Genomic DNA, 22,664 nt, shown 5'->3' with positions numbered 1-22,664 from the left:
TTGAAATCCAAAAACAGAAATACATTTCTATTCTCAGCATTGCTATTGCTATTGCTATTGACATTGGCATTGAATATTTCTCTAGGTCAAGTGAACATCCCATTAAAAGAAGTCTTCAAAAGCCTTACTGGATTATCCTCAAGTAAAGAAACTTGGGAATATATCATTGTGAATTTTAGATTGCCTAAAGCTATTACAGCAATTTTAGTTGGAATCGGATTGTCAATTAGCGGTTTATTGATGCAAACGCTTTTTCGAAATCCGCTTGCCGGTCCTTATGTGCTGGGTCTAAGTTCTGGTTCAAGTTTAGGGGTTGCCTTGGCAATTTTAGGCGCAGGATTTTTACCTGATTTCCTATCTTCTATTGTGCTTTCATCCTATGGGATTATACTAGCATCTTGCTTAGGAAGTTTTTTAGTATTGCTTTTAATTTTAATTGTTTCGGTAAAAATAAGAGATACCGCAACTATTTTAATTGTAGGATTAATGTTTAGTAGCTTTACAGGCTCGATTGTTTCAGTTTTAACCTATTTCAGTTCAGCTGAACAACTACAAAAATTTACTTTTTGGAATATGGGAAATTTAGGAAACTTATCTTGGCAAAACATACTTATTTTAACCATTGTTGTTGTCTTAGGATTGCTTTTGAGTTTAGTTTCTGTAAAATCTTTAGACGCATTATTACTGGGAGAAAACTATGCAAAAAGCATGGGTTTAAATATCAAAAAATCGAGATATATAATCATTATTGCGACTAGTTTATTAGCGGGAAGCATTACTGCATTTGCGGGACCAATTGCTTTTATTGGATTGGCTGTTCCTCATTTAGCAAAATTAATTTTTCAAACGAGTAATCATAAAATCTTGTTTTGGAGTACGATTTTAATTGGAGCAATACTGATGCTTTTTTGCGATATGATTTCACAAATGCCAGGATTAGAATTTACATTACCTATTAATGCAATAACTTCAATTATTGGTGCGCCAATTGTAATTTGGTTGATTGTTAGAAAGAGAAGTTTAGTTTGATTAAAACGAATATATTTTGTGCGAATAGTAAAAACATTTAAAATAAATTTACAAACATTTTAAACCATTAATAAAATTAAGCTTTGCTTTTTCTTAATTATCGCAATGGTTTTAAAAAGTGAATGATCAAAACATTTCTGGTATAACCCTTTTTCTTAATATCCCATGAATACTAAAAACATTCTTTCTACTTCAAATTTATCCATTGGTTATACAACTAAGAGGGAAAAGAATTGTATTGCTCAAAATGTCAATTTAAATTTAGAATCTGGAAAACTAATCTCCTTGATTGGAGCTAACGGAATAGGAAAATCGACTCTCTTACGCACATTAACTGGAATTCAAAAACCACTTTCTGGAACTGTTTTTTTGAATGAAAAAGATATTAAATCCTACAAACCTTTAGCACTAGCAAAGCAATTAAGCTTGGTGCTTACCGAAAAATTACCGCCAAGCAATTTGACGGTTTTTGAACTCGTTGCACTTGGAAGACAGCCTTACACTAATTGGGTTGGTGAACTAAGTAACGAGGATGTTATAAAAGTTAGTGAAGCAATCAACTTGACCCAAATTATTCATTTGGCGAACAAGAAGCATTACGAAATTAGTGACGGACAATTACAAAAAGTATTGATTGCAAGAGCATTGACTCAAGATACGCCTTTAATTATTCTTGATGAACCTACAACCCATTTAGATTTGCTTCACAAAGTTTCAGTTTTTAAACTATTAAAAAAACTATCTCAGGAAACCAATAAATGTATTTTATTTTCAACTCATGATATTGATTTGGCAATTCAGTTGAGTGATGAAATGATTATAATGACACCCGAAACCGTTGTTCAAGATCAACCCTGTAATTTGATTAGTAAAGGTATTTTTAATACTTTATTTCACGATGAAAATATTATTTTTGATGATAAAAAAGGGAAGTTTATTATACAATAATTATGATTTGTTTCAGTAGCATTTCATTTTAAAAATAGTAATTTTAAAAAAAATTAAATCATGAAAAATATCTTTATCCTTATCTTTACTTTAACAATGGTTTCATCGCAAGCACAAATAATGGTTTCTTATTCAGATGGTAATCAAAAACTGGAGGGAATTGTTGAAGTTCCTAAAAAGAAAGTTGCTAACGGAAATGCAGTTTTATTACTTCCTGCTTGGATGGGAATTGACAATAATGCTAAAGAAAATGCTTCTGAATTAGCTAAACTAGGATATTTGACTTTTGTAGCAGATATTTATGGAATTGATAAAAGACCATCAAATCCCAGTGAAGCAGGGAAAATTGCTGGATATTTTAAATCGAACATAAAAGAATATCAAAAACGAATTCAATTAGCTTTAGACGAGTTAATCAAACAAGGTGCAAATCCCGATAAAATTGCAGTAATTGGATATTGTTTTGGAGGAACTGGAGCTATTGAAGCTGCAAGAACCAATATGAAAGTAAAAGGAATTGTTTCATTTCATGGCGGATTAGGAAGGGATGCAACGAGAACTATTGATCCAATTTCAGTAAAAATTTTAGTGCTTCATGGTGCAGACGATTTTTATGTTCCTGAAGCTGAAGTTAAAGCTTTTCAAAATGAAATGAGAACTGCAAAAGCAGATTGGCAAATGAACTATTATGCAAATTCAGTTCACGCTTTTACCCATAAAGATGCTGGAAATGATAATAGTAAAGGGACTGCATACAATGAAAAAGCTGCAAAAAGATCTTGGCAAGCTATGAAAGATTTTTTTGATGAAATATTTAAATAATTGAAATCTGTCGCTTCGCTTCCCCAACCACAAAAGCCACAGAATTGGCAATATTAAAACTCCGAATTAAGTTTGCCATCGGAATTTTTAAATGATTTTCAAATTGATCCAAAACCTCCTGACTCAAACCTACACTCTCTTTTCCAAAAACCAACCAGTCACCATCTTGATATTCAATATCATATATAGAAGTTGTTGCATGAGAACTCATTAGAAAAACTCTCGATTCATTAGTAATTTTGGCTTTCCACTCAGCTACATTCTGATATTCGGTAACATCAAGATGTACCCAGTAATCCAATCCTGAACGTTTCAAATTCTTATCATTAATCACAAATCCAAAAGGATGAATTAAGTGCAAACGACTTTCGGTTCCTACACACAACCGACCAATATTTCCAGTGTTGTTAGGAATTTCAGGCTCAACTAAAACAATGTTTAACATTTATAATTATTTTTAATCAATTATTTTAAAATCATCAACTTCTAAAACTTCACCAGCTTGTAAATCATTTAGTCTAACATTCCCAATACGAACACGAACCAAGCGCAATGTTGGAAATCCTACGGCAGCAGTCATTTTTCTAATTTGCCGAAACTTACCTTCATTTACTATTAAAGCCGCCCAAGAAGTTGGCCCATGACGGTCATCGCGAATCTGCTTTGCTCTTGCTCCAAAATCAGGAATTACATTTACAATAAAAGCTTTACAAGGCTTGGTCATGTATTTTGTACCCTCAAAACCTATTTCAACTCCAATCATTAATTGTTTAATAGCTTCCTCAGTAATGATTCCATCTACTTGAACATAGTATTCTTTATCCACTTTTTTACTACATATTTGCTCGCTCACTTTTCCGTCAGTTGTTAATAAAAGTAGTCCTTCAGAATCTTCGTCTAGTCTGCCAATTGCCATAGTTCCAGATGGAAAATCATGCAATTCACCTAATAATTTCTTATTTCGTTTGAGTTGATAAACGAATTGACTCAAATAACCATAGGGTTTATGAAGAATAAAATGACGATGCATATTAAAATCTATAATTTGGAACAAAAATACATTTTTAAATTCTGTAATTTAAAATTCTAAAATTGATAATATTCCTTACTTTTACTTTTTTACAAAAATTGCTTTTTATGTCGAACTTGTTTCCCTTTTTATTTGTTTTTATAATTGCACTCGGAATCGGTGTTTTTATTGGAAAAATCATTTTTTCGGCACGATTTCAAACCGACAAAATTAGTTTAGAAGAAAAATTACTCGCTTTAAACAATCTGTTTGACTCTTTAAAAGAACAAATTCAAATAGACAAATCTAATTTTGAAAAACAGCTTTCAGAAACTAATAAAGACAAAGAAAGTATTAGAAACGAAAAAGACAGTTTGGCTATTCAACTTTCTAAAAAAGAAGTCGATTTTGACAATTTATGGGAACGTAACAAAGAACAAAAAGAGGAAGTAGAAAAACTGCAAGAAAAATTTACCAAAGAATTTGAGAATTTAGCCAATAAAATTCTAGAAGAAAAATCGAATAAATTTACCGAACAGAATAAAGAAAATATGAAAAACATCTTGTCGCCTTTGCAAGATAAAATTCAATTATTTGAGAAAAAAGTCGAAGACACCCATAAAGAAAGTATCGATTACCATGCCGCTTTACGTCAGCAAATTTTAGGTTTACGAGAAATGAATGAACAGATGAGCAAAGAAACCATTAACCTAACAAAAGCGCTTAAAGGCGATAGCAAAATGCAAGGCAATTGGGGCGAATTAGTTTTAGAACGGGTTTTAGAGAAATCAGGTTTAGAAAAAGATCGAGAATATTATGTACAACAATCGCATACAAATGATGATGGACAACGAGTTTATCCTGATGTCGTTATTAATTTACCTGATGGGAAAAAGATGATTGTTGACTCGAAAGTATCATTAACCGCTTATGAAAAATACATCAATGAAGAAGAGGACGTTATAAAAAACGGCTATTTGAAAGAACATGTCAATTCTATAAAACGCCATGTTGAGCAATTGGGCGAAAAAAATTATCAGGATTTATATCAAATAGAAAGTCCCGACTTTGTATTGCTTTTTATTCCAATAGAGCCAGCTTTTGCCATTGCTTTAAACGAAGATGTATCTTTATACAACAAAGCATTCGAAAAAAATATTGTCATTGTTACTCCTTCAACTTTACTAGCTACTTTACGAACTATTGACAGCATGTGGGCCAACCAAAAGCAACAAGAGAACGCTTTTGAAATTGCACGTCAGGCTGGTGCTTTGTATGATAAATTCGAAGGTTTTGTTGCTGATTTAATCCGAGTAGGTAAAAAAATTGAAGAAAGTAAACTAGAATATCAAGGCGCAATGAATAAATTAGTAGAAGGAAAAGGAAACCTAATTACAAGTGTCGAAAAATTAAAAAAAATGGGCGCCAAAGCCAAAAAATCATTACCCGATAGTATTTTGAAGCGTTCAGGTGTTGAAGAAAATGAACTTTAAATTAATCTATATGAGAAAATTTATAATATATGTAATACTATCTATTTTTTTAGGAATTGCTGCTTACATTTCTTTTGCTTATTATGCAACCTATAGTGAAGGTGTTCGTGCTGGCGAATTAATAAAACTAAGTCACAAAGGCATAATTTTCAAAACTTGGGAAGGCGAGATAAGTCGCGGAATTACAGGTTCTCATATTTTTACTTTTTCAGTTTTAGATAGTGATCAAAAAGTCATTGACGATTTAAATGAGTTGCAAGGTCAATATGTAAAAGTTACTTATAAAGAAAGATATAAAACCTTTCCTTGGTGGGGAGAAAGCAAGCATTTTGTTGTTAAAGTCGAAAAAGAAAATTCACCTTTTAATATTAAATAATGAATACAGGTTTTAAATCCGTAAAAGAATCCAAAATTACCATTTCGCAATTGATGTTGCCATCTCATTCTAATTTTAACGGAAAAATTCATGGTGGTTATATTTTATCACTAATGGACCAAATTGCATTTGCCTGTGCTTCAAAATATTCAGGAACCTATTGTGTTACCGCTTCGGTAGATACTGTCGATTTTTTAAGTCCGATTGAAATTGGCGAATTGGTTACACTAAAAGCTTCTGTGAACTATGTAGGAAAAACATCTATGGTTATTGGCATTCGGGTAGATTCTGAAAACATACAAACAGGAACAGTTAATCATTGCAATTCGTCATACTTTACTATGGTTGCCAAAGACAAACAGGGAAATTCAGTACTAGTCCCTAGATTAGCATTATCAAGTTTAGAAGAAAGAAGACGTTTTTTTAGTTGTATAAAAAGAATCGCTACAAGAAAAGAAAGAGACAAACATGAAGAAACCTTCGATTACTCTTCAAAAGAAGTTTTAGAAGAGCTTAAAAAATATAATGTAGAAATGAAATAACACCCCTATTTACACTACTTAATATTAGACAATTTTAGCAACATTATTGATTTTTTTTATTAACTTTAATATAGTTTTTGGGACTTTTAAAGTTAATCAAAATGAAACTATTACTGATATTTTGTATTCAACTCCTATCACTGTTTATTTTTGCTCAAGATAAAATGGTTGAGAAATCAGGCAAAATTATTTTTGAAGCTTCGGTACCGTCTTTTGAGGAAATTACTGCACTAAACGATAGTGTTTCTTGCTCTTTAGGAACAAAAACTGGTGAAATTGATTGTATTGCAATAGTTAAAAAATTTCAATTTAAACTTTCCTTAATGGAGGAACATTTTAATAAAAATTATTTACAAAGTAATATTTACCCAACAGCAAGATTTAAAGGGATAATTAATGGATTTAATAGCAATATAATTGGAGACACTCCTAAAAAATTCACACTTATTGGCAAATTAAAAATTCACGGAAAATCAAAAAAAATAAACACAATAGTTACGCTAATAAAAAGGAACAATCAATTGCTTCTATTTTCAGATTTTGATATAAATTTAGATGATTATAACATCAGTATTCCATCAATAGTAAGTTATAAAGTTGCAAAAACAATCCACTTGAAAAGTGAATTTAGTTTAAAGTAGGATTTAAGTCAACTTCATAAAATGAATTTAATTTATCTAAATGCAAAATTGTATTATACTTATTTTCAGAATACATTAATTCAAATTTTGCTCCATAAAATACTTCTTTAAAAGTATATGAAGTTGATGTGGCTACTGTCGTGCTAAACATATCGTCAAAAATCTTTACAAAGACCATAACTTCTCCTTCAATATCCTCAAAATCTTTCTTAGTAAATTTGAAAAGCGGACTGTTCTCTGTTATAGGATGAACAAGTGTCCAACTTAACGTTAAAGAATTAACTTTACTCATTTCCAAATCTAAAGTGTAGAATTTATTAGTCATCTTTCCATCCTCATCAATGCGCATTCCTAAAGTTATTTTAGCCTCTGCATCAGTAAATCTAGTATTCTTAAACGGTGTCATTCGAATCATTAATGCCGAAATTTCTCCATAAGGAGAGATAAGAGCATTGTGTGAAAATTTTAAAAAAGCAGTAGGTTTACTAAATCTTCCAAAAAACAACCCTGTTGCTATTGCAAAACTCAACAATCCGATAAGGGCCTCAGCAGCAGCCAAAGAACTTGTTAAAAACCCATTTGGACTAATATGGCCATAGCCTACAGTTGTAAAAGTTTGCGCACTAAAAAAATAGGCCTTTGCAAATTTTTCCCATTCTGAACCTGACAAATCAATACCATCAAGATATTCAATACCAATAGAGTAATAAATAGTAGCAAAAATAAAATTTATTCCTATGTAAAAAATAAGTAAAATACTCATGAATTTCCAATTTTGCAATTCAATCATGGTATGATACCAACTAATACGACTAATGAAATTCATACCTCGTTTTTGAATATTCGCCGAGCCATCTTTATTCAAAAAGCGTCCACCGTAATTACTTGCATTGGAACCAAAACCTGAATTGATCTCTGATTTTGCTTTTATATTTAATTTTTTTAAAAGAGCCATATCCATTATTACTTAGAATTTAACTATTTTCTCAGTAGTTATACCCAATTCGTTAAAAACTGTAACAAAGTAAATTCCTTTTGAATAGGAACTAAAATCTATAGAAATAGAATCAGATTTCTTATTAGAACTAAAAATTAATGATCCTAAAACATCAAAAACTTCAACTTTTTCTATTCCTTTTTTAGAATGAATATTCACTATTTGAGATGTTGGGTTTGGATAAATAGAAACTTCATCTTTTTTTAAAAAATCAAAGTTTGTTAGAGTTTCGTCGTTTGACGCAACCCAACTAGTAGGCAAACTATTATCTAAATTAGTATTAATCAATTGCAAATAACTTCCGTTTCCGTCTGCATCTGGCCAAGGTAATATATCCGAATACTCTACTGAATCTATTGCATTTCCAAAAGCATCAACTAAAACTAATTTTTGGGTACTGTTAGATAAATTACGCGTAAATTGTCCGAAAGCAGTAATTCCATATTTAGCTTTGAAAACGGAAGAATTACTAGCTAAAAAAGCACTCTGATTTGCCAAAATAGTTGAGTTTGCGGGAAAAACATAAGTTAATCCTAATTCTTTAAAATAATAACCTGTAAGATTTATTGTCGTTAATCCTGTGTTTTTTATTTCGATAAATTCTAAATCATTAGATTCTGGAAAATCATTAGACTCAAGAGGATGATAATTGATTTTATTAATAACTAATGCAGGAGCATTAAAAGAATTACACGAAGAAAATGAACCTAGATTTTTTGTTATCCAAGAAATTCTTAATTCAAGAAAAGTTTTTAACTGCTGTATTTCGAGTGCATGATTAGGAATTGTTTCCCATTTTTGATTTTCTCTGACAATAACATCTTTAATTTGGCTAACCGCTGAATCTATAAACTGTACTAAACTAGAATCATTTAATGGCTGACCAGCTTGCAAGAGTTGGTTCCATCTTTTAGATAAATAGCATTTATAAGTAGGATTGTTAAACAAATCTGTCCAGAATTTTGAACCCTCGTTATCTCCATTCGAAAACTGCCATACATCTGTTTTACTCCTATCATAACCCCAGTCAAATAAGTCATTCCCATAGGTTAAATTAAAATCCCAAATTGGACCTGCCCGTAATTTCCCATTTCTGTCTTTATGAAAATAGGTGCTAAATTTATAACCATCTACATTTGAAGCTAATTCATTAGAAATCATAAAATCTATAAAAGAAGGCACATCAATAAAAGATGGATAACCATCACTAAAACTACTGTTATTAGAATTTGAAGATGAAGCCAAACTAAAGAACTGCCCTTTGATATAAACTTTTTGTTGAGTCGTAATTTCTTCAGGCTTAGGCGAATCATATATAAAATCTGTTTGCCCAGAATACGAAGGCATATTCCACGCTACAGGATCACCCCCTGTCGTTTTATCAGCTTTAATAATATAACCTCCTGTAATATTGGGCATTACATTGTCGGTTATAGTCATTTTAAGTATATCTACTCTATTAGAATCAGCTTTAATTTTTTCCTGCAAAAGATATAATCCTTTGTATTCATTATTGATTATTACCTCACAGTAGGCCGCTCGAGTTGCGTAATTACCCATTTGTCTAGATAAATTATAAGATAAATAATCCCTTATCAATGAAGGGTCAAAAGCTAACGAATTTAAAATCCAATCATTCTCTTTTGGCATATCAAGTAGGCTAATATTATTGTTGCTATTGTCCTCAAGCAATGTACTAAAACCATATTGCTTCTTAGGCAATAACTGAGAAAACGAACCTCTAATTTCGATATTTATTTTGCCATCATAATTTAAATATTGAGGAGTATTGATATCTGAAAAATAATTAGTAGTTCCGTCTGGATGCTTAATTATTTTCAAGTTAGCAAATATTCTATAGTCATCAGTAATTTCTCGATTTTCATTAGTATTCGGATCAAGATTTGTCGTGATTATAACTATAGGCAAATTGCTACTTGTTAAGATTTGTGAGAATCCAGAATAAAAAGTTGATAACAATAACACTAAAATTAATTTTGAAAAAAATGTTACTGTTTTAAATAATAAAAATTTCATTATGAGTTTATTTCCAACAAAAGTAAGTATAAGTGTATTTAATAGTTAAAAAATGAATAGAAATATTTAAATTGTAGAATCTTAATTAATAAAAAAAGTCTAAACTTTCGTTTAGACTTTAAATTATGGAGCGAAAGACGAGGCTCGAACTCGCGACAACCAGCTTGGAAGGCTGGAGCTCTACCAACTGAGCTACTTTCGCATTACAACGGTGCAAATATAATTAATAAGTTTAGTTTGTTGCAAGTTTTTTATAAAAAAAATAGTTTCTTTTTTTACAAGACTCCTAAATAAAAAAATTAAAAGTACTAAGACATTTATTATTAATTCATTAGTAAATAATGATTCTTATTTTTAAGAGATAAGTTTCAGTGATTTATAGCTATTTATAGTTGGATGGTAAATAAATAAGCATGATTTATTTTTTATAACATTTATAATTTGATTTGAAAACTCAATAGGTATTGCTGGGCAGCCCTGACTTCTTCCTAACCTATTATTGTTTTTAATAAAAAGATTTGAAACATAATTAGCCGCATGCATCACTACTCCTCGTTCTCTAGCTTTATCATTTATCCCTTTTTCAAGTCCATCTAATTTTAATGAGTTTCCGTGTTTTCCTTGATAAATCTCTCCCGTAACATAAAAGCCTAGACTACTTTTAAAGGAAGATGCTTTGTTTGAGAACGATGTTGCAAACTCTTCTCCTGTATTTCTTCCGTGAGCCACGAGAGAATTAAATAAAATTTTCTTTGAAACTAAATCAATAACCCAAAGCCTTTTTGTATTTGACGACAAACTAAAATCTATTAAAGTTAAAACATCTTTTTTAACAACTCCTTTTTCTTTTAACAAATAAAACCCTTTTAAAGCCTCAGAGAAACTTTCTATTTTGGGCAATTCTAAATTATTAGAATTCAAACCACAATAAAAACTTTCCACATTAGAATCAATGTTAGAAATAATTGTCTTTTCTACTAACTTGATGCTTAAATGACTATTCTCATTTGAAGTAAAAGACATCAATAAAAACATTAAAAGAGGAATTAATTTATAAATCATTGGCTTTGTATTAGTTATGAGACAATATTAATTTTTATTTTAGACAAATATCATGCCAACAGGCAAATTAAATATCAAAAAAAAATATTAACAAAAATCGTATTTTAGTTTTTAGTTCTTATTATGATCTTGAATTACAATAATTTTATTAAAAAATAATATAAACAACGAAAAAAAAGAAAATATATTTTATTATAATTGTGTTTGTCGATATAATATTTATTTTTGTAAGATATAGTATATTTTTATGTTAAACTTTCGACTGTTTATAGTATTTTTAATGGTTTTGTTACATTTAAATTTTTTCGGTCAAAAGAAAGTTTTACGTGCAATAACATCTGGAGATATAACAATAGACGCGAAATTTAACGAACCTATTTGGGAATTTGCTCCAATTGCTACAGATTTTGTTATGTTTTCTCCAGATAACGGAAAACCAATTTCAAAAGAGAAGAAAACTGAAGTTCAAATTGTTTACAACGACGACGGAATTTTTATTGCAGCAAAAATGTTTGATGATGAACCCAATAAAATTCTTAAAGAAATTACTCAAAGAGATAATTTTGGAACTTCAGAAAACTTTGCTATTTTCCTAAATGGCTTTAATGATAGTCAGCAAGATTTTAGATTTTTTGTAAGTGCAGCTGGAGTTCAAGCTGATTGTGTTTTTACAAATCAAAACGGAGAAGACTATACTTGGGATGCCATTTGGGAGAGTACCGTTAGAATAACCGATTATGGTTGGGTTGTTGAAATGAAAATTCCATATGCTGCATTACGTTTTTCTACCAAAAAAAAACAAACTTGGGGGGTGAATTTTTATCGTGAAATTCGAAGAGACAGACAATCCTATACTTGGAATTTTATTGACTCTTCAATTAATAATGAGAGTGCTCAGTCAGGACTTCTTGAAGGCATCGATGACATAGAAACTCCTACTCGATTATTTTTTATTCCTTATTCTTCTTTTTATCTTAATTCAAATACTTCTCAAAAAACACAAGGAGAATACAAAGGAGGATTAGACATTAAATATGGCATTAGTGATGCCTTTACCTTAGACGCGATTTTAGTACCTGATTTTGGACAAACAAAATTTGATAACGTTATTCTTAATCTGAGTCCTTTTGAACAACAATTTACTGAAAATCGTCCTTTTTTTACTGAAAGCACCGATTTATTTCAAAAAGGAAATTTATTTTATTCCAGACGAATTGGAGAAACCTTCCTAGAAGATTTTGAATATGAATCGACATTGAATACTAATGAACAACTAAATGAATATCCAAAATCAATAAATTTATTAAATGCTATAAAAATTTCTGGCAGAACCAAAGGTGGTCTTGGTATAGGAGTATTAAATGCTATAACTGAAAGGACAACTGTTTCAATAAAAGACATAGATACAGATCAAACAAAAAGGGTACTTTTAGAGCCTTTAGCAAATTATAATGTTTTGGTTTTAGATCAACGTTTTAAACAAAACTCATCAGTTTCATTTGTAAACACTAATGTAACTCGTAACGGTCAATTTCGGGATGCAAACGTTTCTGCTTTAGTTTGGGATTTAAATACAAAAAAAAACACTTATAACTTAAGTGGGGATTTTAAATATAGTTCCATTAATAATTTTGGTAAAACCGATGATAAAGCAGGTATAAATTCTTCTATAAATATAGCTGAAACTTCAGGTAATTATCGTTATGGAATTGGAGGAAAATTCATTTCTAAAGATTTTGATAGCAATGATTTAGGGATTCTATTTCAAACTCATTTTCATTCCCTTTTCGGAAATGCTACTTATCAAATTTTAAATCCAAACAAGACTTTCAACACATTTACTGCAAAACTAAATCTTTACAGTGAATTTGAAAATAAGACGGGAAGACTTCAAACTGGTACAATTAAGTTAAGTTTTGACACAACTAATCACAAAAACAATTATTTGGGTTATAACTTTACTGTTTCTCCGGTAAAAACCTTCGACTTCTATGAGCCTAGAAGTTTCGACGATTCTAAATTTTTACTAATCCCAGAAAGCATTCGTCTTTCTTCTACTTATTCAACAAATGCAAATAGTAAACTCGCTGTTGAGTTTAATCCTCAAGTTACATTTTTAAACGAAAAAGATAGAATAAATACTGGCGTCTATATTAATCCTAGATATCGTTTTAATGACCATTTTTCATTGAGTTATGAGTTTGAATTTTTTAAACAAAAGAACAATATAGGATCTGCTCAAGATTATGATGATTTAAGTGTATTTACAAAACGAAATATAACTTCATACAATAATACACTACAAGGAAAATATGCCTTAAACCATACTATGACATTTAATTTATCCGTTAGACATTATTGGGCATACGCTAAAAACAAACAGTTTTTAACCTTGTTAGACGATGGTTCAGTCGTTGACAATTTAATTTACAATAAAAATATAGACTCTAATTTCAATACTTGGAATCTCGATTTGTCCTATTCGTGGTGGTTTGCTCCAGGAAGTCAAATTTCTGTATTATATAGAAATTTTAACCTTTCTACTTTTACTCAAGGAACTGATTTTAGTAAAGAACTTAGCAGAAATTTTAGTGATGCTATAAAAAACAATAATTTAGATCACATATTTTCTATTAGTATTCGGTATTTTATTGATTACAATTCTTTAAAAAATTAATTGTCTTTCCTCAAAATAATTATTAAATTATCATTACTAATTTTCGTTTCAAAAAATTAAAATACTTTATCTTTGTTTATTCGAGACTGACAGGCCGAACTCTATGAAATAAATATAAAAAACAATGAACAAAAAAGTAATTTTGATGATTCTTGACGGATGGGGGAAATCGCCAGACCCAAAAGTTTCAGCTATTGACAATGCGAATGTGCCTTTTATAAATTCACTTTATACTAAATATCCAAGTGCACAACTAAGAACTGATGGTTTGAATGTTGGTTTACCCGAAGGTCAAATGGGAAATAGTGAAGTTGGTCATATGAATCTTGGCGCAGGAAGAATTGTATATCAAGATTTGGCCAAAATAAATCTGGCTGTTGAGCACAAATCTTTAAATCAAGAACCTGTTCTTGTAGAAGCTTTTCAATATGCTAAGGACAAGAATGTAAATATTCATTTTTTAGGTTTGGTTTCAGATGGCGGGGTCCATTCACACACTTCGCATCTTAGAGGATTAATTGATGCTACACAAGATTTTGGCTTACAAAAAGTATTTGTACATGCATTCACTGACGGTCGTGACGTAGATCCAAAATCAGGTAAAAAATACATACAAGATTTAGAAAATTATATCACTAATACTTCTGTAAAATTAGCTTCGGTAGTAGGTCGTTATTATGCTATGGACAGAGATAAGCGTTGGGAAAGAGTTAAGTTAGCCTATGATTTACTAGTAAACGGAGTTGGAATTCATTCTAAAAACGCAGTAGAAAGCATTAAAGAAAGTTATAAAAATAATGTAACCGATGAGTTTATCAATCCGATTATTGTTGTTGATGAAAACGAAAAACCATTAGCAACTATCAAAGAAAATGATGTTGTAATCTTCTTTAACTTTAGAACTGACAGAGGAAGGGAACTTACCGAGGTGCTATCGCAAAAAGATTTTCACGAACAAAACATGCATAAACTCAATTTATATTATGTAACGTTAACAAATTATGATGAAACGTATAAAAATGTAAAAGTAGTTTACAACAAGGATAATATTACCGAAACTCTTGGAGAAGTTTTGGAAAAAGCAGGCAAAAAACAAATTAGAATTGCCGAAACAGAAAAATATCCACACGTAACATTCTTTTTTTCTGGCGGTAGAGAGCTGCCTTTTGAGGGAGAAAGTAGGATTTTAAAAAACTCTCCAAAAGTGGCTACTTATGATTTACAACCCGAAATGAGCGCTTTTGAACTTGCCGACGCATTAGTTCCTGAATTGAACAAAGGCGAAACAGATTTTGTTTGTCTAAATTTTGCAAACGGTGATATGGTAGGACATACAGGCATTATGAGTGCAGCAATAAAAGCATGCGAAGCTGTTGATAAATGTGTCGAAAAAGTAATAACCGCAGCCCTAGCAAACAACTATACTACATTAATCATTGCCGATCACGGAAATTGTGAAACCATGATTAACCCTGACGGAAGTCCAAATACAGCTCACACTACGAACCCAGTACCAATTATTCTCGTGGACAAAGAATTGAAACAAATTCACGATGGCGTTTTGGGTGATTTAGCTCCTACCATTTTGGAATTGATGGGAATTGAGAAACCAGAAGTGATGACGAGACATTCTTTACTTTAAATTTAAAAGCTCCAAAATGGAGCTTTTAAATTTTTAATTTCCATTTACCAAATTAAAATACTCTTTTTCAATCCATTCCTGATGATTAGGGTGCGCAATTTTTACCATTTCCACAGCACGCTGTTTGAGCGTTTTTCCATACAAATCGGCTATGCCATATTCGGTAATAATGTATTGTACGTGAGCACGAGTAGAAACAACTCCAGCACCTTTTTTAAGAAAAGGAACTATTCTGCTTTCTCCTCTGCTTGTAATAGAAGGTAGTGCAATTATGGCTTTACCTCCTGGACTTAAGGATGCTCCCCTAATAAAATCCATTTGACCACCTACTCCAGAATACATTTGGCAGCCTATAGAATCAGCACAAACTTGACCCGTAATATCAACTTCTATAGCTGAATTGATAGCTACCATTTTAGGGTTTTTTCTAATTCTGGCTGTATCATTTACTATCGATGATTCTTTCATTTCAATAAATGGATTGTCATTTACAAAATCATACAATCGTTTAGAACCAATTAAAAAAGTTGCTAAAGCCCGGCCTCTTGAAGTTCCTTTGTAATTACAATTGATAACGCCATTTTTAATCAAATCTATCACACCATCAGAAAACATCTCAGTGTGTAAACCTAAGTTTTTATGATTTGTTAATTTAGTTAATGCCGCATTAGGTATAGAACCAATACCCATTTGTAAAGTGCTTTTATCCTCAATTAATGAAGCAATATAGGTTCCGATTTTATCTTCTAGAGGAGAAATAGCATCCATTTCGTGACCAAATATTGGCAAGTTAACATCAACTAAATAATCAATCTCTGAAATATGCAAAATGCCATCGCCAAAAGTTCTTGGCATTTGAGGATTTACCTGAGCAATTACAGTTTTCGCATTTTCAATAGCAGCAAGAGTAGCTTCAACCGAAACTCCTAATGAGCAATAGCCATGACTATCAGGTGGTGAGACATGAATAAAAACAACATCTAAAAGCAATACTTTTTTACGAAACAAATAAGGTAATTCGCTTAAAAAAACGGGAGTATAAGAACCATTTCCTGCCGCCAAAGTATGCCTAACATTTTTTCCAATAAAAAATGAATTAACATGAAAACTTTCAGAAAATTTAGGATTGGCATATGGAGCAGGACCTTCGGTATGCAAATGACAAACCTCTACGTTTTTTAATTCCGAAGCTCTTTCAGATAGTGCTTCTGTTAATATTGTTGGACAAGCTGCAGCAGCTTGAACATATACTCTATCATTTGATTGGACAACTTTTACAGCCTCTTCTGCAGTTACATATTTTCCCATGATCTATTTAATTTTAATCAAAAGTACTCTATAAATAGCTTACAAAATATGACAAAACTCATGTTATAACCATAATTTATCGAGCACTCTAAAATAAAATAATTATAAATAAAAGTTAAAATTTCATTTTTAATAGTATTACTGTTATATTTGCGACTAAATTTACAATTATAAAGTATATTAATATTTATTGGAAAACAAATGAAGACTTTGATAATTATTTTTGCCTTTTTCTCGTTTTTAGGAGTATGCGCTCAAAATACAAGAATTACTGATAATAATTCTATTGGTTGGTATACATTTAACGGGACATTTAAACTGAATCAAAAATTCGGAATACATTCTGAATACCAATGGCGTCGAGATAAATTAACTACAAATTGGCAACAAAGCCTTTTGCGATTAGGTATAAATTATCAACTCAATCCAAAAATTCAACTTCGCTTAGGTTATGCTTGGATAGAAACTTTTCCCTATGGAGACATTCCTATAAATGTTTTTGGTAAGGATTTTACTGAGCATAGAAGTTTTCAGATGGCTGCAATAACGGACAAAATTTCTATTGTAGAACTTTCACATCGATTCATGTTAGAACAAAGATGGGTAGGAAGATATACTAATACCAGTTTAAATACTGAAGATGATTATCTTTATATGAATAGGTTTCGATATATGTTTAGGGTACAAGTTCCTTTAAGGGGAAAAGCTATGAGTGACAAAACCCCTTATTTTGCTATTTATGATGAGATATTCATTGGTTTTGGTAAAAATGTAAACGAAAATGTTTTTGATCAAAACCGTTTGGGATTAATTTTTGGATATAGATTTAATAAAGCTTTGCGAATTGAAGCTGGATATTTAAATCAAATTTTACAATTAGGACGAGAAGAAAAGGGCAGAAATGTATTTCAAAACAATAACGGCATTATAGTAAATACTGCATTTAATTTTGATTTAGGTAAAAAATAATTTTATAAAATCATTCTATTTTCATGGATCATTTATTAGCAAATATTAAAATTCAAGTTAACAGTAAAATTTATGTTAAAGACCCTGAAACTTCTGTTCTAGGAAAAAAAATCATTCAACATAGCATATTACTTATTGATGAAATTGGATTTGAGGAATTTACCTTTAAAAAACTAGGGGACTTGATAGGCTCCAACGAAAGTTCTATTTATCGTTATTTCGAAAATAAACATAAATTATTAGTCTATCTTTCTTCATGGTATTGGAGTTGGATGGAGTATCGATTGGTTTTTGCTACAAATAACATATTTGATTCTTTTGAAAAACTAAAAAAAGCAATCACAATTGTTACAGAAACCATAGATGACGATTTTAAAACAGAACACATAAACGAATCTGTTTTAAACAAAATAATAATAACTGAGTTTACTAAAACTCTTTATAATAAAGAAGTTGATAATGAAAATAAAGAAGGATTTTTCCTTATTTATAAAAGAGTAATAAATAGAATGGTGATGATGATTCAGGAAGTCAATCCAAATTATATATTTGCTAAAAGTTTAGCATCAAATATTATAGAAGGAGCATTGCATCAACATTTTTTGAAAAACCATTTAAAATCAATTACAGATTGCAATGAATTAGTAAGTCCAACGGATTTTTACATTAACTTAGTTGAAACAATGTTAAAAAAATAAATAGAATGACACCATTAAAACGATTTTATAACTTGTTAAGTTTAGATAAAAAAGATGTATCTCAAATCTTTTTTTATGCTATTTTTTCAGGATTAGTAAGCTTATCTCTCCCGCTTGGTATTCAGTCAATTATAAACTTTATTCAATCGGGACGCATTAGCACTTCTTGGATTGTATTAGTGTTTTTAGTAGTTTTAGGGGTTATCTTTGTAGGCATTTTATCCTTAATGCAACTGAGAATTACTGAGAATTTACAACAAAAAATATTTGTACGCTCATCATTTGATTTTGCATACCGATTACCAAAAATTAAATTTGAAGACTTTTACGATGTTTATCCACCTGAATTAGCGAACCGCTTTTTTGATACCATTTCAATACAAAAGGGAACATCAAAACTATTAATTGATTTTTCTGCTGCACTATTGCAAATCCTCTTCGGGATCATCTTACTGTCATTGTATCATCCTTTTTTTATTGTTTTTGGATTATTTTTGATTATTCTATTATATTCTATATTTAAATTCTCCTATCGTCTAGGTCTTGAAACTAGTTTAAACGAATCAAAATACAAATATAAAGCGGCAAGCTGGTTACAAGAAATTGCTCGAAACAACTTTAGTTTTAGAAAGCAACTTAATTTTGATTTTGCGCTTCAAAAAAATGATAATTTAGTTAGTGATTATCTTTCTTATCGTGAAAAACATTTCAATGTAATTAAGAAACAGTTCACACAACTTATCATATTTAAATCGATAATAACAGCAAGTTTATTATTAATTGGTGGGTTTTTAGTAATTAGCCAACAAATGAATATTGGCCAATTTGTTGCTGCGGAAATCATTATTTTGTTAGTAATTAATTCTGTTGAAAAAATCATTTTAGGATTAGAAACTTTCTACGATGTTTTAACTTCTATCGAAAAAATTGGTCAAGTAACCGATATGAATGTAGAAAAAGAATCCAACAAAAAAATTACAGATTGTTTTGTTAATATTTCATTAGAAACAGAAAACATAAAATTTAAATTCCCAAATGCTACAGACAATGTATTAAACAACATTACTTTATCTGTTAATCAAGGAGAAAAAATTATTATAAATGGAGAAAACGGATCGGGTAAGACCACTCTAATTAGACTCCTTTCTGGACTCATTCAGCCCACATCTGGTTCGTTTACAATTAATGATGACACCTTTAATAAAATCGATTTAAAACAATATCGTTCACATATTGGCGCTATAATTCAAGGCGAAACTCCTTTTGAAGGAACCATTTTAGAGAACATAACCTTTAATGATCCCGGAATAACCCAAGAAGATTTAAAGTGGGCTTTAGATGCTGTACAACTAACCTCTTACATCAAAACGTTAACTAATGGTTTAGATACTCTTATGTTTCCAGAAGGGAAACAATTATCCTCTTCTAATGCTCAAAAGCTGTTATTAGCGAGAAGTATTATTAACAAGCCAAGAATATTGTTTTTAGAGGACCCAACAGATAAAATGGATGAAAAAGCGGCAAACGAAATTATTGATTATATTTTGTCGAGCAAAAATAAATGGACTGTAATAGTATCTTCTAAAAACAAGCAATGGCAAAAAAATTGCACAAGAGAGATTGTTATGAATGATGGAGAAATTATAAAGGACCAAAAAATTAATTAGTTATGCTTAATTTATCACAAATAAACAAAACAGATCAGAAATTATTAGGTCGTTATTCTACAATTAAAAATTTAGCAAACAGACCTCATTACAAAATTTTAAATCGAATAATTGTTACCTTTTCTATTTTTGCTGTGCTTTTTTTATTTGTTCCTTGGACACAAAATATTTCAGGCTCTGGAGCAGTAACAACATTAAAGCCCAATCAACGACCACAGACTATTCAGTCATTAATATCTGGAAGAATAGAAAAATGGTATGTACAAGAAGGTGATTTCGTTAAAAAAGGCGATACCATTTTATTTATATCTGAGATAAAAGAAGATTATTTAGACCCTAATTTGGTACAAAATACAAAAGACCAAATGGATGCGAAAAAAATGTCGGTTGAGTCCTACTTGGGAAAAGTCACCACTTTGTCATCCCAAATACAATTTATCGAAAATGAAAAAAAATTAAAATTAGAACAAGCTCGTAATAAAATTCGGCAATCTATTCTTAAAGTGACTAGTGACAGTATCGATTTAGTTGCTGTTAAAACTCAAGTGAAAATTGCAAATACGCAGTTTAACCGAGCAGTACAGTTAAATAAAGAAGGACTAAAACCCTTAACGGACGTAGAAGAAAAAAGATTGAAATTACAAGATGTTGATGCCAAAATCATCACACAAGAAAACAAACTTTTAACCAGCAAAAACGAACTAATAAATTCTAAAGTAGAAATTAACAGAATTACTGCTGAGTATAATGAGAAAGTTGCAAAAGCACGAAGTGACCAGTTTACAGCACTTAGTAATCAATTCGATACTAAGGCTCAAGTAAACAAACTAGAAAATCAATATGTCAATTATAGTATACGAAACGGTATGTATTATATAAAAGCTCCTCAAAATGGATATGTAAACCGTGCCTTACAATCTGGAATTGGCGAGAATATTAAAGAAGGAACCTCAATAGTAAGTATTATGCCATCTAATTATGATATTGCTGTAGAGACTTTTATTACGCCAATTGATTTGCCATTAGTTAAAAGAGGAGAGAAAGTTCGTGTTTGGTTTGATGGCTGGCCTACAATAGTATTCTCAGGTTGGCCAGATATTTCCTATGGAACTTTTGGAGGAAAAATAGTGGCCGTAGAAAACTTTATCAGTGATAACGGTAAGTTTAGAGTTTTAATTGCTCCTGATGAAGATGAAGATAAATGGCCAAAACAATTAAGTATAGGTGCTGGTGCGCAAACTATAGCCTTGCTAAACGATGTTCCAATTTGGTTTGAGTTATGGAGAACTTTAAATGGTTTTCCTCCTAACTATTACAATCCTACTACAAAAATTTCTAAAGAGAAAAAGTAATGAGGCAGTTTGTTGTACTATTTCTAATATTTAGCGTTTCGGTTTTTAGTCAAGATATTGATCAAAAACTAAAACAATTGAGCTATAATGAATATTTAGGATTTGTAAAAAAATACCATCCTTTGGTAAAAAATGCCAATTTAGAAGTAAATAAAGCTCAGGCAAACTTAATGATGGCTCGAGGTGGTTTTGACCCAAAAATTGAAGTCGATTTTAGTGAAAAGCAATTTAAAAACAGCGAATATTTTTCTATATTAAACAGTAGTTTTAAGATTCCAACTTGGTACGGAGTAGAAATTAAAGCAGGATTCGACAATAATGAAGGTATTTACTTGAATCCTGAAAACACTGTTCCCAATCAAGGATTAACATCATTAGGAATTGCCATTCCGTTAGGACAAGGCTTATGGATTAATCAAAGAATGGCCGATATACGAAAAGCCAAAATGCAAATTCGTTTAAGCAATGCCGAAAGAAAGCTTCAAGCCATTACTGTTTTGTATGATGCTTCAATTGCTTATTTTAATTGGAAACGAACGTACAATGAACTCAAATTATACGAAACCTTTACAAAAAATGCTCAAATACGTTTCACAGGAATTCAATCGTTAATTAGAGAAGGCGATAAACCCGCGATTGATAGTGTTGAAGCTGGAATTATTGTAAAAACCCGACTATTAAGTTTAGAGGATTCTAATTTAAAATTAACCAAAGCTAAGTTAGAATTATCTAATTTTCTTTGGCTCGAAAACAATATTCCACTAGAACTTTCTGAGGGGATTATTCCAGAAGAACAATTAGATAAAACCATACAAGAAACATTGCGAACTTATGATTTGTCAACTAATGATTTTTCTATAGAAAATCATCCAAAAATTAACGCATTGCAAAGTAAAATTGATATTTTGAATGTAGACAGAAAACTTAAAGCCAATATGCTTTTGCCTAAAATTGATGTCGGATATTCCTATTTATCAGAACCCAGTTATTTTGATAATTATCAATTTGAAAATTATAAAATTGGTATGAATTTTTATTTTCCTTTGTTTTTAAGAAAAGAACGAGGAAGCTTAAAAATAGCTAAATTTAAAGTACAAGAAACCCAATTCACTTTAGATTTAGAAAGAGTACAACTCAACAATAAAATAAATGCTCAAAAATTCGAAATACAATCTCTTGTAAAACAAAGAAATTTTGTAAAACAATTGGTTAATGATAATTCAGTTATGTTAAACTCTGAAGAACGCCTTTTTAATTTTGGGGAAAGCTCTCTTTTTTTGATTAACACTAGAGAGAATAATTTAGTTTCTTCAAAATTATCTGAAATTGCTATAGAAAATCGATTTTATGTTTCCAATTCAGAGTTGTTTAAAATCATGGCAAATCCAGATTAAA

The 22,664-nt window shown here is 30.5% G+C and carries 20 protein-coding genes and 1 tRNA gene; 14 read left to right on the top strand and 7 right to left on the bottom strand.

Annotated elements, in window-relative coordinates; translation table 11 throughout:
- The 3 genes from F6464_RS08830 to F6464_RS08820 all read left to right on the top strand — a co-directional run bounded on the left by F6464_RS08830 (position 1) and on the right by F6464_RS08820 (position 2,799).
- Positions 1–1,029 carry an iron ABC transporter permease gene (locus F6464_RS08830; protein WP_151107437.1) on the top strand — a complete coding sequence of 343 codons (1,029 nt, stop codon included), beginning with the start codon at positions 1–3 and terminating at the stop codon, positions 1,027–1,029.
- 165 nt (positions 1,030–1,194) lie between these two features.
- Positions 1,195–1,977: an ABC transporter ATP-binding protein gene (locus F6464_RS08825; RefSeq protein ID WP_151107436.1), complete on the top strand. Its 783-nt coding sequence runs from the start codon at positions 1,195–1,197 to the stop codon at positions 1,975–1,977.
- Positions 1,978–2,037: 60 nt separating this feature from the next.
- On the top strand, positions 2,038–2,799 hold the full coding sequence (locus F6464_RS08820) for a dienelactone hydrolase family protein (protein WP_151107435.1): 762 nt from the start codon (positions 2,038–2,040) through the stop codon (positions 2,797–2,799).
- Here the strand turns inward: F6464_RS08820 and F6464_RS08815 are convergent.
- Complete coding sequence (locus tag F6464_RS08815) at positions 2,792–3,244, bottom strand: tRNA (cytidine(34)-2'-O)-methyltransferase (protein WP_151107434.1); 453 nt, start codon at positions 3,242–3,244, stop codon at positions 2,792–2,794. The genes F6464_RS08820 and F6464_RS08815 overlap by 8 nt on opposite strands.
- A gap of 12 nt (positions 3,245–3,256) precedes the next feature.
- Positions 3,257–3,829, bottom strand: coding sequence for a pseudouridine synthase (locus F6464_RS08810; protein WP_151107502.1), 573 nt, complete (start codon positions 3,827–3,829; stop codon positions 3,257–3,259).
- A gap of 107 nt (positions 3,830–3,936) precedes the next feature.
- Here F6464_RS08810 and rmuC point away from each other — a divergent pair, with 107 nt between their 5' ends.
- The 4 genes from rmuC to F6464_RS08790 all read left to right on the top strand — a co-directional run bounded on the left by rmuC (position 3,937) and on the right by F6464_RS08790 (position 6,860).
- Complete coding sequence (gene rmuC / locus F6464_RS08805) at positions 3,937–5,301, top strand: DNA recombination protein RmuC (RefSeq protein WP_151107433.1); 1,365 nt, start codon at positions 3,937–3,939, stop codon at positions 5,299–5,301.
- A 10-nt stretch (positions 5,302–5,311) separates the two neighbouring features.
- Entirely contained in the window at positions 5,312–5,677 is a 366-nt protein-coding gene (locus tag F6464_RS08800; protein ID WP_151107432.1) for a 6-phosphogluconate dehydrogenase, read from the top strand.
- On the top strand, positions 5,677–6,219 hold the full coding sequence (locus F6464_RS08795) for an acyl-CoA thioesterase (RefSeq protein ID WP_151107431.1): 543 nt from the start codon (positions 5,677–5,679) through the stop codon (positions 6,217–6,219). Before F6464_RS08800 ends, F6464_RS08795 begins: the two co-directional genes overlap by 1 nt.
- Before the next feature lie 101 nt (positions 6,220–6,320).
- Complete coding sequence (locus F6464_RS08790; RefSeq protein ID WP_151107430.1) at positions 6,321–6,860, top strand: YceI family protein; 540 nt, start codon at positions 6,321–6,323, stop codon at positions 6,858–6,860.
- Here F6464_RS08790 and F6464_RS08785 read toward each other — a convergent pair.
- The 4 genes from F6464_RS08785 to F6464_RS08770 form a co-directional block, all read right to left on the bottom strand.
- Positions 6,847–7,815, bottom strand: coding sequence for an ion channel (locus F6464_RS08785; RefSeq protein ID WP_151107501.1), 969 nt, complete (start codon positions 7,813–7,815; stop codon positions 6,847–6,849). The two genes, F6464_RS08790 and F6464_RS08785, sit on opposite strands and share 14 nt — an antisense overlap.
- A gap of 12 nt (positions 7,816–7,827) precedes the next feature.
- Positions 7,828–9,894 carry a CotH kinase family protein gene (locus tag F6464_RS08780; RefSeq protein ID WP_151107429.1) on the bottom strand — a complete coding sequence of 689 codons (2,067 nt, stop codon included), beginning with the start codon at positions 9,892–9,894 and terminating at the stop codon, positions 7,828–7,830.
- A 126-nt stretch (positions 9,895–10,020) separates the two neighbouring features.
- A tRNA-Gly gene (locus F6464_RS08775) sits at positions 10,021–10,096 on the bottom strand.
- A 152-nt stretch (positions 10,097–10,248) separates the two neighbouring features.
- Positions 10,249–10,956 (bottom strand): murein L,D-transpeptidase catalytic domain family protein, encoded by a 708-nt coding sequence (locus F6464_RS08770; protein ID WP_151107428.1) that lies wholly within the window; start codon positions 10,954–10,956, stop codon positions 10,249–10,251.
- A 280-nt stretch (positions 10,957–11,236) separates the two neighbouring features.
- Between F6464_RS08770 and F6464_RS08765 the strand changes: the two genes are divergently transcribed.
- Both F6464_RS08765 and gpmI read left to right on the top strand, forming a co-directional pair.
- Entirely contained in the window at positions 11,237–13,633 is a 2,397-nt protein-coding gene (locus F6464_RS08765; RefSeq protein ID WP_151107427.1) for a DUF5916 domain-containing protein, read from the top strand.
- A gap of 124 nt (positions 13,634–13,757) precedes the next feature.
- A complete protein-coding gene (gene gpmI / locus F6464_RS08760) occupies positions 13,758–15,275 on the top strand; it encodes a 2,3-bisphosphoglycerate-independent phosphoglycerate mutase (protein WP_151107426.1) in 1,518 nt (505 codons plus the stop codon).
- 33 nt (positions 15,276–15,308) lie between these two features.
- Here gpmI and F6464_RS08755 read toward each other — a convergent pair whose 3' ends face one another.
- Positions 15,309–16,583 (bottom strand): acetyl-CoA hydrolase/transferase family protein, encoded by a 1,275-nt coding sequence (locus F6464_RS08755; RefSeq protein WP_151107425.1) that lies wholly within the window; start codon positions 16,581–16,583, stop codon positions 15,309–15,311.
- Positions 16,584–16,784: 201 nt separating this feature from the next.
- Between F6464_RS08755 and F6464_RS08750 the strand changes: the two genes are divergently transcribed.
- From F6464_RS08750 to F6464_RS08730, 5 genes are read left to right on the top strand one after another with little or no spacing between them, the layout of a single operon-like run.
- A complete protein-coding gene (locus F6464_RS08750) occupies positions 16,785–17,552 on the top strand; it encodes a DUF2490 domain-containing protein (RefSeq protein WP_151107424.1) in 768 nt (255 codons plus the stop codon).
- A 23-nt stretch (positions 17,553–17,575) separates the two neighbouring features.
- A complete protein-coding gene (locus tag F6464_RS08745; protein WP_151107423.1) occupies positions 17,576–18,250 on the top strand; it encodes a TetR/AcrR family transcriptional regulator in 675 nt (224 codons plus the stop codon).
- Between the two features lie 5 nt (positions 18,251–18,255).
- Positions 18,256–19,917 carry a peptidase domain-containing ABC transporter gene (locus F6464_RS08740; protein WP_151107422.1) on the top strand — a complete coding sequence of 554 codons (1,662 nt, stop codon included), beginning with the start codon at positions 18,256–18,258 and terminating at the stop codon, positions 19,915–19,917.
- A 2-nt stretch (positions 19,918–19,919) separates the two neighbouring features.
- Positions 19,920–21,269: an HlyD family secretion protein gene (locus F6464_RS08735; RefSeq protein WP_151107421.1), complete on the top strand. Its 1,350-nt coding sequence runs from the start codon at positions 19,920–19,922 to the stop codon at positions 21,267–21,269.
- Positions 21,269–22,663 (top strand): TolC family protein, encoded by a 1,395-nt coding sequence (locus tag F6464_RS08730; RefSeq protein ID WP_151107420.1) that lies wholly within the window; start codon positions 21,269–21,271, stop codon positions 22,661–22,663. The genes F6464_RS08735 and F6464_RS08730 overlap by 1 nt, the downstream gene beginning before the upstream one ends.
- Position 22,664 lies beyond the last annotated feature (1 nt).

It is taken from the genome of Flavobacterium luteum, assembly GCF_008806775.1.
In the GTDB taxonomy this organism is placed as follows: domain Bacteria; phylum Bacteroidota; class Bacteroidia; order Flavobacteriales; family Flavobacteriaceae; genus Flavobacterium; species Flavobacterium luteum.
Note: the sequence above shows the minus strand (reverse complement) of the source record. Positions and strands in the feature narration are given on the sequence as shown.

Coding starts and splice junctions, on each gene's coding strand:
- F6464_RS08740 (WP_151107422.1), top strand. CDS start 18,256: ATGACACCATTAAAACGATTTTATAACTTGTTAAGTTTAGATAAAAAA.
- rmuC (WP_151107433.1), top strand. CDS start 3,937: ATGTCGAACTTGTTTCCCTTTTTATTTGTTTTTATAATTGCACTCGGA.
- F6464_RS08810 (WP_151107502.1), bottom strand. CDS start 3,829: ATGCATCGTCATTTTATTCTTCATAAACCCTATGGTTATTTGAGTCAA.
- F6464_RS08790 (WP_151107430.1), top strand. CDS start 6,321: ATGAAACTATTACTGATATTTTGTATTCAACTCCTATCACTGTTTATT.
- F6464_RS08745 (WP_151107423.1), top strand. CDS start 17,576: ATGGATCATTTATTAGCAAATATTAAAATTCAAGTTAACAGTAAAATT.
- F6464_RS08815 (WP_151107434.1), bottom strand. CDS start 3,244: ATGTTAAACATTGTTTTAGTTGAGCCTGAAATTCCTAACAACACTGGA.
- F6464_RS08800 (WP_151107432.1), top strand. CDS start 5,312: ATGAGAAAATTTATAATATATGTAATACTATCTATTTTTTTAGGAATT.
- F6464_RS08780 (WP_151107429.1), bottom strand. CDS start 9,894: ATGAAATTTTTATTATTTAAAACAGTAACATTTTTTTCAAAATTAATT.
- F6464_RS08820 (WP_151107435.1), top strand. CDS start 2,038: ATGAAAAATATCTTTATCCTTATCTTTACTTTAACAATGGTTTCATCG.
- F6464_RS08755 (WP_151107425.1), bottom strand. CDS start 16,583: ATGGGAAAATATGTAACTGCAGAAGAGGCTGTAAAAGTTGTCCAATCA.
- F6464_RS08750 (WP_151107424.1), top strand. CDS start 16,785: ATGAAGACTTTGATAATTATTTTTGCCTTTTTCTCGTTTTTAGGAGTA.
- F6464_RS08730 (WP_151107420.1), top strand. CDS start 21,269: ATGAGGCAGTTTGTTGTACTATTTCTAATATTTAGCGTTTCGGTTTTT.
- F6464_RS08795 (WP_151107431.1), top strand. CDS start 5,677: ATGAATACAGGTTTTAAATCCGTAAAAGAATCCAAAATTACCATTTCG.
- F6464_RS08770 (WP_151107428.1), bottom strand. CDS start 10,956: ATGATTTATAAATTAATTCCTCTTTTAATGTTTTTATTGATGTCTTTT.
- F6464_RS08825 (WP_151107436.1), top strand. CDS start 1,195: ATGAATACTAAAAACATTCTTTCTACTTCAAATTTATCCATTGGTTAT.
- gpmI (WP_151107426.1), top strand. CDS start 13,758: ATGAACAAAAAAGTAATTTTGATGATTCTTGACGGATGGGGGAAATCG.
- F6464_RS08765 (WP_151107427.1), top strand. CDS start 11,237: ATGGTTTTGTTACATTTAAATTTTTTCGGTCAAAAGAAAGTTTTACGT.
- F6464_RS08785 (WP_151107501.1), bottom strand. CDS start 7,815: ATGGCTCTTTTAAAAAAATTAAATATAAAAGCAAAATCAGAGATCAAT.
- F6464_RS08735 (WP_151107421.1), top strand. CDS start 19,920: ATGCTTAATTTATCACAAATAAACAAAACAGATCAGAAATTATTAGGT.